General features: G+C 40.4%; 15 protein-coding genes, 2 tRNA genes and 1 other RNA gene. 15 read left to right on the top strand and 3 right to left on the bottom strand.

The genetic code is table 11. From position 1 onward, the window contains the following. Positions 1–126: 126 nt before the first annotated feature. A complete protein-coding gene (locus KIP84_RS14345; protein WP_213688791.1) occupies positions 127–1,290 on the bottom strand; it encodes an outer membrane protein assembly factor BamD in 1,164 nt (387 codons plus the stop codon). Between the two features lie 71 nt (positions 1,291–1,361). Here KIP84_RS14345 and rluD point away from each other — a divergent pair, with 71 nt between their 5' ends. The 3 genes from rluD (at position 1,362) to KIP84_RS14330 (ending at position 3,902) form a co-directional block, all read left to right on the top strand. Further along, entirely contained in the window at positions 1,362–2,414 is a 1,053-nt protein-coding gene (gene rluD / locus KIP84_RS14340) for a 23S rRNA pseudouridine(1911/1915/1917) synthase RluD (RefSeq protein ID WP_005075271.1), read from the top strand. A 10-nt stretch (positions 2,415–2,424) separates the two neighbouring features. Next, a complete protein-coding gene (gene pgeF / locus KIP84_RS14335; protein WP_213688790.1) occupies positions 2,425–3,162 on the top strand; it encodes a peptidoglycan editing factor PgeF in 738 nt (245 codons plus the stop codon). A 188-nt stretch (positions 3,163–3,350) separates the two neighbouring features. Continuing rightward, a complete protein-coding gene (locus KIP84_RS14330; RefSeq protein ID WP_005075275.1) occupies positions 3,351–3,902 on the top strand; it encodes a flavodoxin family protein in 552 nt (183 codons plus the stop codon). Between the two features lie 48 nt (positions 3,903–3,950). Here the strand turns inward: KIP84_RS14330 and smpB are convergent, their stop codons facing one another. Beyond that, on the bottom strand, positions 3,951–4,427 hold the full coding sequence (smpB, locus tag KIP84_RS14325) for an SsrA-binding protein SmpB (RefSeq protein ID WP_002120348.1): 477 nt from the start codon (positions 4,425–4,427) through the stop codon (positions 3,951–3,953). A 134-nt stretch (positions 4,428–4,561) separates the two neighbouring features. On the opposite strand from smpB, the gene coaD reads away from it, so the two are divergent. The 5 genes from coaD to KIP84_RS14300 all read left to right on the top strand — a co-directional run bounded on the left by coaD (position 4,562) and on the right by KIP84_RS14300 (position 7,175). Then, a complete protein-coding gene (gene coaD, locus KIP84_RS14320) occupies positions 4,562–5,053 on the top strand; it encodes a pantetheine-phosphate adenylyltransferase (RefSeq protein ID WP_005070938.1) in 492 nt (163 codons plus the stop codon). A gap of 1 nt (position 5,054) precedes the next feature. After that, entirely contained in the window at positions 5,055–5,318 is a 264-nt protein-coding gene (locus KIP84_RS14315; protein ID WP_005070936.1) for a YfhL family 4Fe-4S dicluster ferredoxin, read from the top strand. A gap of 27 nt (positions 5,319–5,345) precedes the next feature. Further along, positions 5,346–5,701, top strand: an RNA gene (rnpB, locus tag KIP84_RS14310) — RNase P RNA component class A. A 64-nt stretch (positions 5,702–5,765) separates the two neighbouring features. Next, positions 5,766–5,842, top strand: a tRNA-Met gene (locus KIP84_RS14305). 148 nt (positions 5,843–5,990) lie between these two features. Further along, positions 5,991–7,175, top strand: coding sequence for a porin (locus tag KIP84_RS14300; RefSeq protein WP_213688789.1), 1,185 nt, complete (start codon positions 5,991–5,993; stop codon positions 7,173–7,175). Positions 7,176–7,228: 53 nt separating this feature from the next. Here the strand turns inward: KIP84_RS14300 and KIP84_RS14295 are convergent, their stop codons facing one another. After that, positions 7,229–8,209: a LysR family transcriptional regulator gene (locus KIP84_RS14295; protein WP_213688788.1), complete on the bottom strand. Its 981-nt coding sequence runs from the start codon at positions 8,207–8,209 to the stop codon at positions 7,229–7,231. Positions 8,210–8,312: 103 nt separating this feature from the next. On the opposite strand from KIP84_RS14295, the gene KIP84_RS14290 reads away from it, so the two are divergent. The 7 genes from KIP84_RS14290 to KIP84_RS14260 all read left to right on the top strand — a co-directional run bounded on the left by KIP84_RS14290 (position 8,313) and on the right by KIP84_RS14260 (position 15,995). Next, the gene (locus KIP84_RS14290) at positions 8,313–9,425 is read left to right on the top strand and encodes a tartrate dehydrogenase (RefSeq protein WP_126645151.1); all 1,113 of its coding nucleotides are present in this window, start codon (positions 8,313–8,315) and stop codon (positions 9,423–9,425) included. 20 nt (positions 9,426–9,445) lie between these two features. Further along, complete coding sequence (locus tag KIP84_RS14285; RefSeq protein WP_002120258.1) at positions 9,446–11,098, top strand: BCCT family carnitine transporter; 1,653 nt, start codon at positions 9,446–9,448, stop codon at positions 11,096–11,098. 11 nt (positions 11,099–11,109) lie between these two features. Continuing rightward, positions 11,110–12,084, top strand: a complete 975-nt coding sequence (locus tag KIP84_RS14280; protein ID WP_213688787.1) for an alpha/beta hydrolase — start codon at positions 11,110–11,112, stop codon at positions 12,082–12,084. Positions 12,085–12,126: 42 nt separating this feature from the next. Beyond that, positions 12,127–13,242 carry a carnitine monooxygenase subunit alpha gene (cntA, locus tag KIP84_RS14275; RefSeq protein WP_213688786.1) on the top strand — a complete coding sequence of 372 codons (1,116 nt, stop codon included), beginning with the start codon at positions 12,127–12,129 and terminating at the stop codon, positions 13,240–13,242. 63 nt (positions 13,243–13,305) lie between these two features. Beyond that, entirely contained in the window at positions 13,306–14,757 is a 1,452-nt protein-coding gene (locus KIP84_RS14270; RefSeq protein ID WP_206258760.1) for an NAD-dependent succinate-semialdehyde dehydrogenase, read from the top strand. A gap of 47 nt (positions 14,758–14,804) precedes the next feature. Next, positions 14,805–15,761 (top strand): carnitine monooxygenase, reductase subunit CntB, encoded by a 957-nt coding sequence (cntB, locus tag KIP84_RS14265; protein WP_206258758.1) that lies wholly within the window; start codon positions 14,805–14,807, stop codon positions 15,759–15,761. 157 nt (positions 15,762–15,918) lie between these two features. Then, a tRNA-Met gene (locus tag KIP84_RS14260) sits at positions 15,919–15,995 on the top strand. Positions 15,996–16,012: the final 17 nt, after the last annotated feature.

Below are 16,012 nucleotides of genomic sequence, written 5' to 3'. Positions count from 1 at the left end.
ACAGTGAGTCAGAATATTCTGACATGATGAATCGAGATATGCCCAATAAATATTTTAATATTTTATAAAAACAAACAGGCAAGTGATATCACTTGCCTGTTTGTTGATGTTTTTTAAAGCTTAAACTTATTGAGCAGCGTCATCTGCACCTTGTGTTGCCTCATCTGATTGAACATCAGTTGAAGCTTCAGTAGAGGTTACAGCTGGTGCAATAGTTGTATTTTCTGCTGCTTGTGACTCAGGTTTGTCTAATAAACCGAAGCTTAAACGGTTTGTCCAACTACGTTCAGACTTAGGAGCTTCAACAGGTGTTTGTTCTGGTGCTTCAGTTTCTTCTTTATCTGAATTACCAATTAAACCAAAACTAACACGGTTGAGGAAACCACGTTTTGGAGCTTCTGCTTCAGTTGTGTTCTCTGGCGTTGCAGCAGTCGATTCACGACCGAAAATACCTAAAGTTGCACGGTTGATCCAGTTACCTTCTTTACGAGCAGCACGCATGTTAACTGTGCCGTCTTTTTTCACAAGGCTTGGATAATTAAGTTTTAAAACTTCAATATATTGCTGCGAAGTAGCTTTATCACCTAACTTGTCATAGCTATATGCCAAAGTGGCTAAAGCTTCTGGAATTTGAGGTGTTTGTGGATAGTGTTCAATCACCCATTGCGAACGTTCTGCAGCGGCGATCCAAGCTTTACGTTTAACGTTGAAGCGGGCAGCAGTCATTTCATTTTCGGCAAGTTCTTGCCCAATGAATTTCATACGCTGAGCAGCATCGACAGAATATTGGCTACTTGGGAAACGACGAATTAAATCAACAAAGTTTTGATACGCAACTTTTAAATAACTCACATCACGATGTGACTGTTGCAAAGAGGTATAACGCATCAAACTGTCGTAGTTTTGCTCCATATTCGCAACAGCACGAACATAATAAGCATAATCCACATTTGGATGTTGAGGATTTAAACGAATAAAACGTTCTGCTAAGGCAATCGCGCCTTCATAATCTTTTTGTTTAAATTTCGAATATAGAAGTTCAAGTTGTGCTTGTTGAGCGTATTGTCCAGTCGGATAATAAGTATCGATTGCCTCTAAAGACTTGGTCGCATCAAGATATTGACCACGGTCAAGCGACTTTTGGGCTTTTTCGAAGTAAGCTTGTTCACTAGATTGAGGGCCAGTATCGACCACTTCTTTTTTACTTGGATTGCTGCTACAGCCCACAAATGCAGACGCTACGCCTAAAGATAAGGCAAGCATCGTAATTTTATAACGTGGTAGCGACATAAAAACTCCTCTGTTATGTTGGGCAATGAGCTACAATTGCGCTATTAAACCACTTTTATCTCAATGATCAAATGACTTCAGCACAATCTTCAAACACAAACTTCTCTGAAACCGACTTCAATTTACTTGAAGATTCTGAGGATGCAGATAACCATACTTCTGATACAACTGCAACACGTTTATCGTTGCAAGTTCAGCTAGATGAAACCTATCTGGGACAACGTATCGATCAGGTAGCAGCTTTGGTATGGAGCGAGTTTTCACGTGAAAAGCTCAAGCAATGGTTGAAAGATGGCCATCTGTTGGTGAATGGTAACATTGTCAAGCCTAAGCACCGTTGTGAAGGAACTGAGCTGCTTACGCTTGAAGTAGAGCTCGAAGCCCAGACGACGAGTCAACCCGAAAACATTCCACTTAATATTGTCTATGAAGACGATGATATTTTAGTCATTAATAAGCCAGTAGGCATGGTGGTACATCCAGGAGCAGGCAATAGTTCTGGAACTTTAGTGAATGCTTTGCTTTACCATTTCCCAAAATTGGCAGAACTTTCGCGCGCTGGTTTAGTACACCGTATTGATAAAGATACCAGCGGTTTACTGGTTGTCGCTAAAAGCCTAGAAGCTCAATTTTCTTTAAGTAAACAGTTGGCAAATAAAACGGTTTATCGTGTATATGACTTGGTTGTTTATGGAAATATTATTGCTGGCGGTACGATTGATGAACCAATCAAACGTCATCCAGTAGACCGTGTAAAAATGGCAATTTTACCGGGTGGACGAGATGCAGTAACTCACTACAATGTAAAAGAACGTTTTAAAGATTTTACTCGTGTACAAGCTCGTCTTGAAACAGGACGAACACATCAGATCCGTGTGCATTTTAGTTATATTGGTTACGGTTTGATTGGTGATCAGGTTTATATGAACCGTGTACGTGTGCCAGCTGGTGCATCTGAATTGCTCATTGAAACTTTACGTGGTTTTAAACGTCAGGCATTGCACGCAGCGAAATTGGGCTTGAAACACCCTCGTACTGGTGAAGAAATGCTGTTTGAAGCGCCGTGGCCTGAAGATTTTACACATTTAGTGAATGTGTTGCGTTCAGAAAACGCTGCATATTAAGGACGTGCATATGGAATTTGTTCAAGGTTTACCTCAAGGCGTATTTGTAGGGCAGACACGTGTTCAACATCCTTTGGCATTACCAACGGATCAACTTGAATTATCTGGCTTTAATTTGGCTTTACATGTCAAAGATGAGGCACCACGTGTTCAACAGCATCGAATGATATTGTTAGATGAGTTTGCGAAATTTGGTGTTAAAAAAATGACATGGATGACTCAAACGCATAGTACGATTTGCCATACTGTAAATGAACAAATTCCCTTTAAAGCTTTAATTGGTGATGGTTTAGTTACTCAAACTAAAGGCCATGCTTTAATGATGATGACGGCCGATTGCTTACCTGTCGTGTTGGGAAATGCCGAAGGCAGTGAAGTTGCTAATTTGCATGCGGGGTGGCGTGGTTTAGCAGGTGGCATTATTGAAAATACAGTTACGGCTATGCAAAATCCCCCGACTTGGGCGTGGTTAGGAGCTGCAATCAGTCAACCTTGTTTTGAAATTGGGGCCGAAGTAAAAACTGCTTTTTGTGATAAATATCCAGAGTTGGAAACAGCTTTTGTTGAGGGCGTGGCTCCAAATAAATTTCATGCAGACTTATATGCCATTGCACGTTTTATTTTACAAAGTCTAGGTGTGCAACAAGTCTTAGGTGGAGATCAATGTTCTTATCAACAGGGTGATGAGTATTTTTCTTATCGTCGTGATGCGAAGACAGGACGTATGGCTACGTTTGTTTTTATGTAAGTTTTGATAACTTCCTTAAATGACTCTCTTATTTTATATTTATTAGAAATAGGAGAGTTTTTTATTTAATTTGAAAATATTTCTATAGTATGCAGTAGTGAAAACCTTATATTTCATATTTATAGATGAAGGTTTAGCAAGTGTTAATAAAATGATAAAATAGAAAAAATCGCTAAAATTTTAATCTTATGTCTTTGCCTGAAAAACATCTCTCTATTGTCTACCACAGCCCATATGGTCATACCGCGAAGGTAGCTTCCGCTATTGCTGCTGGTGCAGAGGTGATGGGTGTAAAAGTACATTTAATGAATATTGAACATATTGATTGGGATGCACTTGATGCATCGCACGGTATTATTTTTGGTTCGCCTACCTATATGGGGAGTATGACCGCTGACTTTAAAAAGTTTATGGACAGTACTTCTAAACGTTGGAAAGAGCGTTTGTGGCAAGGCAAACTTGCAGCTGGCTTTGCAAACTCAGGTGGTCTAAGCGGCGATAAATTAGCGGTATTACAACAATTAAATATTTTTGCGATGCAACATGGCATGCTTTGGTCAGGTTTACCTTTAATGACGACTGGGCATAGTGAAAAAGATTTAAATCGATTATCGAGTTGTTTAGGTTTAATGACGCAGTCAGATAATGCACCTGTTGAAATTACTCCTCCACAAGGTGATTTAGATACAGCTAAATGGTTTGGCGAATATATTGCTGGCCTCTTATATAGATTAAATTAATAAATTCCGCGATATAAAAAAGCCTCTAAAAAGAGGCTTTTTATTTAATTACTTATGAAATATACGAGCTTTATCACGCTGCCAATCGCGATCTTTTTCAGTCGCACGTTTGTCGTGAAGCTGTTTACCTTTCACAAGCGCGATTTCAAGTTTAACCAAGTGACCTTTCCAGTAACATGCTAAAGGAACACATGAGTAACCTTTTTGGTTAACTGAACCTGTTAGCTTTTCTAGTTCTCGGCGTGATAATAATAATTTACGTGTACGTGTAGCTTCAGGTACTACATGAGTAGATGCTGAAAGGAGCGGTTGAATTTGTGCACCAAATAAAAACGCTTCACCATTCTTAAAAATGACATAACTTTCTGTCAAACTCATGCGACCAGCACGTAAAGACTTTACTTCCCAGCCGAGTAAAGACATACCAGCTTCAAATTTTTCTTCGATAAAATAATCATGGCGGGCACGTTTGTTTTGTGCGATGGTTCCGCCATTATGTTTTTTCACTACTGTCGCTTTCGCCATAATTCAAACTTCCACAATTGCCCCTATTGTGCCGTAAACTGATGCTAAGGTGAAGTTTTTCCTGCACGTCAATATTTCGCCTGATGTATAACTTTTGCTAAAATAGGTTCACAATACAATTAGAGTACTAGCGGATGTCTAAAACGCGTGTAATTTATCCTGGAACATTTGACCCCATCACGAATGGACACGTTGATTTAGTTACTAGAGCATCAAGAATGTTTGATGAGGTTGTAGTAGCAATTGCAATTGGACATCATAAAAACCCTTTGTTCAGTCTAGAAGAGAGAGTTGAACTGGCACAAACTTCACTCAGCCATTTATCAAATGTTGAATTTGTAGGCTTTGATGGTCTACTGGTTAATTTTTTCAAAGAGCAAAAGGCAACAGCAGTACTTCGTGGTTTAAGAGCAGTTTCTGATTTTGAATATGAATTTCAACTTGCCAATATGAACCGTCAACTTGACCCACATTTTGAAGCAGTATTTTTAACACCATCTGAGCAGTATTCATTTATTTCTTCGACATTGATTCGGGAAATTGCTCGTTTAAAAGGGGATGTAACCAAGTTTGTTCCGCAAGCTGTGGTTGAGGCCTTTGAACGTAAACATCAACAAGGTTGGTAAAGTGTCGTTATATATCACCGATGAATGCATAAACTGTGATGTTTGTGAACCAGTTTGCCCAAATGAAGCTATTTTCATGGGTGAAGTGATTTATGAAATTCATCCAGATTTATGCACTGAATGCGTTGGTCATCATGACCAGCCGCAATGTCAGTTATTTTGTCCAGTGGACTGTATTCCTAAAGATCCGCAGCATGTGGAAACGGAAGATGAGCTATTCGACAAATATAAAAAATTAATTGCTCAAAAAAGCACAAGCAATTAGTAAATAAATTTGTTAATATGCGCCCCTGAAGTGAGCTGGATGGTCGCTGCTGTGGAGGTCTTCGTGACTGAAGCAGGGGAGGAAAGTCCGGGCTTCATAGGGCAGGGTGCCAGGTAACGCCTGGGCGGTGAAAGCCGACGGAAAGTGCAGCAGAGAGTAGACCGCCTCATTCGTGAGGTAAGGGTGAAAGGGTGCGGTAAGAGCGCACCGCGTGTCTGGTAACAGTTCACGGCATGGTAAACCCCACCAGAAGCAAGACCAAATAGGAATCCTGAGGTACGGCCCGTACTGGATTCGGGTAGGTCGCTTGAGCGTATGAGTGATTGTACGCCTAGAGGAATGACCATCCTCGACAGAACCCGGCTTATAGGCTCACTTCACCTCATTTTATTTAAAATTTTTCTTGACGTGCGTTAAAGAAGTTAAGATAATGCGCGCACAGTTTTCGGCTATGTAGCTCAGTTGGTTAGAGCACCGCACTCATAATGCGGGGGTCACAAGTTCAAGTCTCGTCATAGCCACCATTTTATAGACCACGCTCCTGCGTGGTCTTTTTTTATGCTCATTTTTTGATTAAACACAGTTTGTAAAGACCGACTTTATAGTTATGGCATTGTTTGTCTAGATCAATTTCTTCATGTTCTTATAACACTTAACAAGGATGTTGAAGACATGAAAAGGTCATTATTATTTTTAGGAATTTTAAGTTTAACGGCGGGAGTAGAGGCTTCTGCGGCTGATTTAAGTTGGGGAGATCCAACTTTGGATTCGGGACAGTTTAAAGTTTCTGGCGCAGTACGTTCTCGTTATTTGCATAAAGATTATGTGGTTGATGCAAATGAAGGTTCTCAAAATGATGACTGGCGATTAACTGATATTAAATTAGTGCTAGGTTATGAAAATCCAGATTGGATTGCAGGTGCGGATGCCCGTTGTTATCAATATGATCGCTTATGTGATGCGATTTTTCTAAAAAAAGCTTGGGTAGGTTATAAATTATCTGATCAGCAGAGAATCACGGCAGGTTTGCAACCCGTTGATTTTGGCTTTGGTGAATTTTGGGGAAGTAGTTATTACGAAACGCTTTTAAATACTGTTGGTTTAGAAGATATTGATAATTTGGGGATCAAATATAAATTTGCAGATAATAAATATAATTTAACTTTAGGTTTCTATCCAACTGATGGGGGAAATTATAAAGGAACTTCAAAGGACTCAAGCAGATATAGCGGTAATTTCGTTGAAGCTGATGATTTAACCACAGGAACTAATATTGAAGAAAAGAATATGTGGATTGCTCGAGCGTCTAGAAAATTTGAGCTTGATAAGGCGCAAAATTTTTCGACCGAGTTAGGTGGTTCAGTTTGGTACTCTGATTTAGAAAATAAAAGAACTGATGAAGATGGTCATCGTAAGTCATGGAATATATTTGCTCAAACGCAATATCAAGCATGGCAATGGATGTTCTTAGCGGGCAAGCAAGATGTTACGAATGGCGACGATTTATTCCCTAATAGTTCAACGATTGGTGCGTTCGACTATCCATATCAAGTTGCTAATAAAGGCAAATATCTGGTCAATGAAATCAACTATACCTTTGCTCAGCCATTTCACAAACTTGAAAATATTAAACCTTATATCTCTCATAGCCGCTTCTTTAAAGATGAGAATGGTTATAAAGACTCTGAACGCTTAATTGCAGGGGTTTATTTTAATTACAAAGCCATTGGTATTCAGGGGGAATATATTATGAGTAAAAACGATCCAATGGTTGGTGGTGGGGCTGATGGCCTTGCACAAGGTAGTAGTAATGATTGGGATAAATTATTTTATCTTTCAATTGGGTACTATTTTTAAAATTTAAAAGCAATTTATTGCCCTAAGTGAATAGGCCTCACTTAGGGCTTTTTTTATAGAAAGACTTTTTCAGGCGGCAGTTCTCGTTTAACTGCCGGAGAAATGAGTTGTCCTCGGGTTAGGTTTTGAATGTGCTGTAAACGATTGAGCAATTCGTTTTGAATAAACAAAATACAGGTTTGTAATTTAGATGAGCTTTTAAGTCGTGATGGATAAACCGCCCATATATCTGCATCTTGCCAATATTCGGGCAAAATGTGTTGGAGTTGACCTGTAATTAATTCATCTGCAACATCCCAAATTGATCGGAAAATAATCCCGTGGCCTTCTATGGCAAGTTGATGAATAATTTCGCCGTTATTCGAAACAAAACGTGGTTTGATATGCACTGAGACATCTTCAGAAGCATGCCTAAATTTCCATAGCACAGACGATTGATCACGCTCACTAATCGTCAAACAATCATGTGTTTGCAAGTCTTCAATGCTGTCTGGTACGCCGTGTTTAAGTAAATAGCTCGGTGCTGCACATAAAATTCGAAAATTAGAAGCTAACTTCTTCGCAATCATGTTTGGCGCAATTTCATTACCAATTCTAATATCCAAATCAATACTGTGTTGAATCAAGTCCTTGGTATTGTCGATGGTGTCAAAATGAATCTGAAGTTTTGGATAGAGCATCATTAATTTAGACAAAATTGGTGCGATATGCTTTCTGCCAAAACCAAAGCTACTAATAATATCCATACGACCGGTAGGCGTACTGAGTGGGTTATTTACCAGTTCACAGACTTCATCAAATTCTTCAAGAATATTTGAAACTCTCTCAAGGATGAGTTTGCCATCTTCTGTCAGACTAACGTGACGCGTGCTGCGATGAAAAAGTTTGCAGCTTAACGTGTTTTCTAAAATATTAATTCGCTTGCTAATAAAAGCAGGCGAAGTCCCTAGTTCCTCAGCAGATTCGACAAAACTTTTTAGTTTGGCGACTGTGCAAAAAACCTTTAAATCCGATAGGTTAGGTAGATTGTTCACGATCCGTGTCCATTGGAGTGATAGTTCTGTTGTTGATCATTTTTGCTTAAAACATCATGTTTAAGCCATACAAGGATATTAGTCGAAGGTGTGAAGGAAGCTTATGGCAAAAAGATATAAAGTTGCCACGATTGCAGGCGATGGCATTGGTTTAGAAGTTCTACCAGAAGGCATTAAGGTTGTAAAGGCAGCAGCAGAGAAGCATGGTATTGAGCTTCAGTTAGATGCTTTCGATTGGGCAAGCTGCGATTACTACCTTGAGCACGGCAAAATGATGCCAGATGACTGGTTTGAAACTTTGCAGGGCTACGATGCAATTTATTTTGGCGCTGTAGGCTGGCCAGATAAAGTACCTGACCATATTTCACTTTGGGGGTCGTTGCTCCAGTTCCGTCGCGGTTTTGACCAATATGTGAATTTACGTCCAGTGCGCTTAATGCCGGGTGTTAAATGTCCCTTAGTAGGTAAAAAACCAGGCGATATCGACTTCTACGTGGTCCGTGAAAACAGTGAAGGTGAATATTCAGCCATTGGTGGTAAGGCTTTTGAAGGAACAGATCGAGAGTTTGTTTTACAAGAAGCTGTATTTACGCGTCATGGTGTAGATCGCATTTTGCGTTATGCATTTGAGTTTGCAAATCAGCGTGACGCGAAAAAAATTACAGCAGCGACCAAGTCTAATGGTATTGCGGTCAGCATGCCCTATTGGGATGAACGTGTGGATGCGATGGCAAAACAATATCCACAAATTCAGGCCGATAAACAGCACGTTGATATTTTAGCAGCTCGTTTTGTTTTACAACCTGAACGCTTTGATGTGGTTGTTGCATCGAATTTATTTGGCGACATTCTTTCCGATTTAGGCCCTGCATGTACAGGAACTATTGGTTTGGCTGCTTCGGCAAATTTAAACCCAGAAAGAAAATTCCCATCATTGTTTGAACCTGTACATGGTTCAGCACCAGATATTTACGGTAAACAAATTGCCAATCCAATCGCTGCGATTTGGTCGGGTGCCATGATGTTCGAATTCTTTGGTGAAGAAGACGAACGTTGCATTCAAGCAGGTCAGGACATTATGCAGGCGATTGAGCATGTATTAATTAATGGGCCAAAGACAGCCGATATCGGCGGTCAGGCAAAAACTTATGAGGTAGGAGATGCAATTGCATCGTGTGTAGCCCAAATTAAAATGGACGTGTTCGCTATGGAATAACGCCATCCAAAAATGGATGTATGGATATGGATAATCAAAACACAAAAATTTATACGGATAAAGTTCTTGCTGTAACCAGTTTACTGTTTGTATTTATTTCAGTTGCTGGTTTGGCGATTTATTCGCAAGAGTCGATCAAGATCGCTGCAACATGGATGCAGTGGACGACATCGGTATTTACCACCCCAGTATTACTGTTTGCTTTTTTAGCCATTATTTTTACTTTTGGTCTAGCTTTTAGTAAATACGGCAAAATCAAACTAGGTGAAGGAAAGCCTCAATACACCACGATGTCATGGATTTTTATGTTCATCTTGTCAGGTATCGGGTCTTCTACATTGTACTGGGGCTTTTTGGATTGGGCTTACTATTATCAAACTCCGGGTTTGAGCTTACCGCCTGAGTCAGCAGAAGCATTGAAATATAGCGTGGCTTACTCGTTTTTTCACTCAGGTTTAAGTGCATGGGCAATTTATGCTTTGGCATCAATTTCTTTGTGCTACAGCTACCATGTTAGAAAAAACAAAGGCTTAAGTTTGGCTTCAGTGATTGAAGCGGTAACAGGCTTTAAATCAACAGGTGTGGTTGGGCGTTTAGTCGACTTAATGTTCTTGCTTTGCATGTTTGGTGCATTAACGATTTCGTTGGTACTCACTGCTGTGACATTTACCAATATTTTGTCTCAGCTCACAGGTATCCCAAATACTTTTATGACTAAGGTCATCATTATTTTGGGTGTTTCGGTTCTGTTTGCACTTAGTTCGTATGTAGGTATGGATAAAGGCATGCAACGTTTAAGTCACATGGTGTGTTTAGGCGTGGTGTTATTTGCGATTTATGTACTGTGCTTTGGTCCAACTCAATTCATTTTGAATAATTCATTAATGAGTTTCGGGTTAATGGCAACCAACTTTGTTGATATGAGTCTGTTTACCGACCCAATGGGCGATGGCAAGTTTACTCGTGAATGGACTGTTTTCTACTGGTTATGGTGGATTTCATATGCACCGGGTGTGGCACTCTTTGTAACGCGTGTTTCTAAAGGCCGTACTATTAAAGAAGTGATCTTTGCCATGGTGATTGGCGGCAGTGTTGGTCTTTGGTTTATCTTTGGTGTGTTTGAAAACTACAGCGTTTATAGCTTTATTCATGGGGCTGTAAATGTACCGCAAATCTTAAGCCAACAGGGTGGTGAGGTTGCAATTGGACAATTGCTCAGCCTATTACCTGCTGGAAAGCTGATGATGTGGATTTTTCTCGGCATTATGGTGGTGTTCTTGGCAGCACATATGGATGCGGTCGGATATGCAGTTTCAGCAACATGTACACGCGGTTTAAGTGAAGGGCAAGATCCATCGCCAAATGCCCGTCTGTTCTGGTGTGTCATGCTGACTTTGGTTCCGATTGCCATGATCTTTAGTAAAGCACCTTTAGACACCATGAAAACGGCAACTATTGTGACGGCTTTACCATTCATCGTGATTATTCTGATTCAGACCTATGGCTTAGTGAAATGGTTGATTCAGGATTATGCCAAAGTCCCATCACATTTAATTGAGCAACAAGGTTATGATGATGCGGAAATTGGTTTAAACCAGGCTCAAGATGAACATGCAAAACGGATGCAGCTAGAGCTTGCAAGCTCAATCAAACTGGACAGAAAAACCAGCTAGAGGGAACGGTAATGACTACATGTGAACAGACTACGTATGCCTTAAGTGAAGAAATGCAAAGCCTTGTGTATTGGAGCAGCATTTATTCACCAGCAGATGCAGATATTGACTCAGTCCGCGCGGCCTATGACGCGATGTGTCGACACTACACTTTGCCTCGTGATGGCAAGATCGAAGTAGAAGATAGAGTTGTTGCAAATGCGGAGCATTCAGTGCCTGTTCGCATCTATTCACCAAAAACTAACCGACCTGAAGCTGGTTGGCCATGTGTATTGTATTTACATGGTGGCGGTTGGATGGTGGGTGGCCTCGATTCACATGAGTTTATTACCAGTTATTTATGTCAGGACTTAAATGCAGTTGTCATTGGTGTGGATTACCGCATGGCACCAGAGCATCGCTTTCCGGCAGCTTTTGAAGATTGTTTAGCAGTTTATCAATGGCTTAAAGAGTATGGTTCTGATTGGCAGATTGATAGCGGAAATATCGTTCTAGCAGGCGATAGCGCAGGCGGTAACTTAGCAGCTGCCCTAGCAGTGCATCTACAGCATAGTGGTTTGCAAGCTCAAGGTCTGGCATTGGTTTATCCGTGTTTAACTACAGCGCTTGATACACCAGCCGCACAAAAGCATGCACATGCGCCGTTACTCACAACGGAAGATATGCATTTTTATTTAAAGGAATATGCACCGAATTCACAAGATTGGCAGGATTTACGTCTAGCGCCTTTATTGGCAACTGATTTTTCAGATATGCCTACAAGTTTTGTGGCGGTTGCAGAGTATGACCCTTTAAGTGATGACGGTTATTTCTTTACCCAAAAATTGGAACAAGCAGGTATCCCTAACGAGTTCTATTTAGGCAAAGGTTTATTACATGGCAGTTTACGTCTGATGCGTGATTGTCCTGAAGTTCAACAGTTATATCAAAACATGCTGAGTGCGATACGTCGCATGTTTGGCAGTGTCGAAAAGATATCAATTTAATATCGAGTTATTTGGACGAAAAGAATTTAATGGAGTAATAACATGAGTGCAATTGAAAAATTACCTGAAGATTTTTGCGCAAACCCAGATGTTGCATGGACTTTTCCTAAAGTTTTCTATACTTCATCGCAAGTATTTGAGCATGAGAAAGAAGCAATCTTTGCTAAAAGCTGGATTTGTGTTGCACATGGTAGTGAATTGGCCCAACCGAATGACTATATTACCCGTAAAGTAATTGGTGAAAATATTGTCATCATTCGTGGTAAAGATAGTGTTTTACGTGCGTTTTATAATGTGTGTCCACACCGCGGTCACGAGCTTCTAAGTGGCAGTGGTAAAGCAAAAAATGTAATTACTTGCCCATACCATGCATGGACTTTTAAGCTAGATGGTAGTTTAGCTTTGGCACGTAACTGTGACCATGTCGAATCTTTCGACAAAGAAAACTCAAGCATGGTGCCTTTAAAAGTTGAGGAATATGCCGGCTTTGTTTTCATTAATATGGATGAAAATGCGACATGCGTAGAAGACCAACTTCCTGAATTTGCTGAGCGTTTAAATCAAGCATGTAGTGTAATTAAAGATTTAAAATTGGCAGCACGCTTTGTGACAGAAACTCCAGCAAACTGGAAAGTTATTGTCGATAACTACTTAGAATGTTATCACTGTGGGCCTGCACATCCGGGCTTTGCTGACTCAGTACAAGTCGATAAATATTGGCATACCACACATCAAAACTGGACTTTACAGTATGGTTTTGCACGTTCATCAGAGAAGTCATTCAAGCTTGATCCATCAATAACAGATCCTGAGTTTCATGGTTTCTGGACTTGGCCTTGTACTATGTTCAACGTACCGCCAGGCAGCAATTTTATGACTGTGATCTATGAGTTCCCAGTAGATGCAGAAACGACTTTGCAGCACTACGATATTTACTTCACGAACGAAGAACTCACTCAAGATCAGAAAGACTTAATTGAGTGGTATCGCAATGTATTCCGTCCTGAAGATTTGAACTTGGTCGAAAGCGTACAACGTGGTTTGAAATCACGTGGTTATCGTGGTCAAGGCCGTATTATGACTGACAAGCAACGTTCAGGAATTAGTGAACATGGTATTGCTTACTTCCAGCATTTAGTGGCGCAGCATCACAAATAAAACAAATGGATTTATTCAGGTGTAAAGATGACTTACACCTGATTCTTCAGTTAGGAAGATGATATGTCGAGTTTACAAAGCACAGAATTATTTCAGCAACAAGCCTATATTAACGGGCAATGGCTAGCTGCACAGTCAAATGCAACAGTTCCAGTGACTAACCCTGCAACAGGCGAAGAAATTGGCACAATTCCAAATATGGGAGCGGCTGAGGCGACTCAAGCAGTTGAGGCTGCTTATACGGCTTTACAAAGTTGGAAAGCTTTAACTGCCCAAAACCGTGCAGATATTTTATTGGCTTGGTACAAACTGGTTCTCGAACATACCGATGAACTTGCTTTAATTATGACCATTGAACAAGGCAAACCTTTGGCAGAAGCGAAAGGTGAGGTGCGTTATGCTGCATCATTTATTCAATGGTTTGCCGAAGAAGGCAAGCGTATTTATGGCGATGTGATTCCAACCGTCAATAATCAGCAGCGTTTTATTATTAGTAAAGAACCTGTGGGTGTTGTGGCTGCTATTACGCCGTGGAATTTCCCAATCGCCATGATTACGCGTAAAGCAGCACCAGCTTTAGCAGCTGGATGTACGATAGTGATTAAGCCAGCGAATGAAACGCCTTACTGTGCTTTAGCGATTGCGAAACTTGCAGAAAAAGCAGGTATTCCAGCTGGTGTAATTAATGTTGTTACCGGTAAATCTCAAGAAATTGGCTCAGTATTTACTTCACATGAAAAAGTGAAGAAATTGACTTTTACTGGCTCAACGCCAGTGGGACGCCTACTGATGCAGCAGTGTTCAAGCACCATTAAAAAATTGGCGCTTGAGTTAGGCGGTAATGCTCCACTGATTGTGTTTGACGATGCCGATTTGGATAAAGCTGTACAAGGTGCGATTTTTGCCAAGTTCCGTAATGCAGGCCAGACCTGTGTTTGTGCTAACCGCATTTATGTACATGACAATATTTATCAAGCTTTTGCCGAGAAGTTTGTACAAGAAGTACAAAAGTTTAAAGTCGGTAATGGACTTGAAGATGGTGTGCAAATTGGTCCATTAATTAATGAAAAAGCAGTGTTAAAAGCACAGCAGTTGATCGATGACGCAGTGAGCAAAGGCGCTAAGATTGCCTGTGGTGGTAAGCAGCATGCTTTAGGACAAACCTTTTATGAACCATCAGTTTTAACTAACGTTGACCGTACAATGGAAATTGTCCAAGAAGAAATTTTTGGTCCAGTTGCGCCACTCATTCGCTTTACAGATGAAGCTGATGTCGTTGCTCAGGCCAATGACACGATCTTCGGTTTGGCTGCGTATGTTTATAGCGAAAATATTTCACGTCTGTGGCGAGTGTCAGAACAGCTTGAATATGGAATGGTCGGTATGAATGCCACAGCAATTTCAAATGAAGTTGTACCATTTGGTGGTGTGAAACAATCAGGTGTTGGGCGTGAAGGCTCAAAGTATGGTCTTGAAGAATTCATGACTATTAAATACATGTGTTTAGGGCTTTAAGGATAAGCCCTAACAACAAGAATATGCAGTAAAAGAAGGATTCTAATATGGCTAGTCATTATGAAATGTTCCCGGCGGTTGTTACTCGTGTGGAGCAGCTAACCCCTTTAATCAAACGGTTTACGTTCAAACGTCAAGATGGGCAGAACTTTCCTCGATTTAGTGGGGGAAGCCATATTATTGTCAAAATGAATGAACAGCTTTCAAATGCATATTCATTGATGAGTTGTACACAAGACCTATCGACTTACCAAGTCTGCGTTCGTAAAGATGTGGAAGGTAAGGGTGGTTCAGTGTTTATGCATGATCAGTGTAATGAAGGCTGTGAAATTAAGATTTCAGAACCAAAAAATTTATTTCCATTAGCCGAAACAGGCAATAAACATATTTTAATTGCAGGTGGAATTGGCATTACACCATTCTTGCCTCAAATGGATGAGCTTGCGGCACGCGGTGTTGAATACGAACTACATTATGCTTATCGTTCGCCTGAACATGCGGCTTTGTTAGATGAGTTAAAGCAGAAACATGCCGAGCATGTATTTAGCTATGTTGACTCAGAAGGTTGCTCATTGAAGCTGGATGAATTGATTTCATCACAACCTAAAGGCACACACGTGTATGTCTGTGGGCCGAAACCCATGATTGATGCTGTGATTGATTGCTGTAATAAGTATCGTTATCGCGATGAGTACATTCACTGGGAACAATTCGCTTCAACAGTTCCTGAAGATGGGGAAGCATTTACGGTTGTACTTGCCAAGTCTAATCAGGAAATTGAAGTACAAAGTAATCAGACGATTTTACAAGCTATTGAAACATTAAATATTGATGTGGAATGCTTATGTCGCGAAGGCGTATGCGGTACATGTGAAACTGCTATTTTAGAAGGTGAAGCAGATCACTTTGATCAATACTTAAGTGATGCAGAAAAGGTTTCACAGAAGAGCATGATGATTTGTGTGTCGAGAGCTAAAGGTAAAAAACTAGTATTAGATCTTTAATATATTTCTGTGGCCGATCAATTGTTTAAAGCAAAAAAATGCTAAAAAAAGAACAAATAATGATGAACTGAATCTTATTTGTTCAATTGATGGGCATTAAGGGTTTTTACCTATTGACCTGCTATACAGAACTATAGATAATGCGCACACAGTTTACGGCTATGTAGCTCAGTTGGTTAGAGCACCGCACTCATAATGCGGGGGTCACAAGTTCAAGTCTCGTCATAGCCACCATTTTAAAAACCACGCTC

It is taken from the genome of Acinetobacter sp. BHS4, from assembly GCF_018454425.1.
Taxonomy (GTDB): Bacteria; Pseudomonadota; Gammaproteobacteria; order Pseudomonadales; family Moraxellaceae; genus Acinetobacter; species Acinetobacter pittii.
Note: the sequence above shows the minus strand (reverse complement) of the source record. Positions and strands in the feature narration are given on the sequence as shown.

Bases quoted from the DNA above. Each gene is read 5' to 3' on its own strand.
- cntA (WP_213688786.1), top strand. From the start codon at position 12,127: ATGAGTGCAATTGAAAAATTACCTGAAGATTTTTGCGCAAACCCAGAT.
- KIP84_RS14300 (WP_213688789.1), top strand. From the start codon at position 5,991: ATGAAAAGGTCATTATTATTTTTAGGAATTTTAAGTTTAACGGCGGGA.
- rluD (WP_005075271.1), top strand. From the start codon at position 1,362: ATGACTTCAGCACAATCTTCAAACACAAACTTCTCTGAAACCGACTTC.
- KIP84_RS14280 (WP_213688787.1), top strand. From the start codon at position 11,110: ATGACTACATGTGAACAGACTACGTATGCCTTAAGTGAAGAAATGCAA.
- KIP84_RS14345 (WP_213688791.1), bottom strand. From the start codon at position 1,290: ATGTCGCTACCACGTTATAAAATTACGATGCTTGCCTTATCTTTAGGC.
- smpB (WP_002120348.1), bottom strand. From the start codon at position 4,427: ATGGCGAAAGCGACAGTAGTGAAAAAACATAATGGCGGAACCATCGCA.
- cntB (WP_206258758.1), top strand. From the start codon at position 14,805: ATGGCTAGTCATTATGAAATGTTCCCGGCGGTTGTTACTCGTGTGGAG.
- coaD (WP_005070938.1), top strand. From the start codon at position 4,562: ATGTCTAAAACGCGTGTAATTTATCCTGGAACATTTGACCCCATCACG.
- KIP84_RS14270 (WP_206258760.1), top strand. From the start codon at position 13,306: ATGTCGAGTTTACAAAGCACAGAATTATTTCAGCAACAAGCCTATATT.
- KIP84_RS14290 (WP_126645151.1), top strand. From the start codon at position 8,313: ATGGCAAAAAGATATAAAGTTGCCACGATTGCAGGCGATGGCATTGGT.
- KIP84_RS14330 (WP_005075275.1), top strand. From the start codon at position 3,351: ATGTCTTTGCCTGAAAAACATCTCTCTATTGTCTACCACAGCCCATAT.
- KIP84_RS14285 (WP_002120258.1), top strand. From the start codon at position 9,446: ATGGATATGGATAATCAAAACACAAAAATTTATACGGATAAAGTTCTT.
- pgeF (WP_213688790.1), top strand. From the start codon at position 2,425: ATGGAATTTGTTCAAGGTTTACCTCAAGGCGTATTTGTAGGGCAGACA.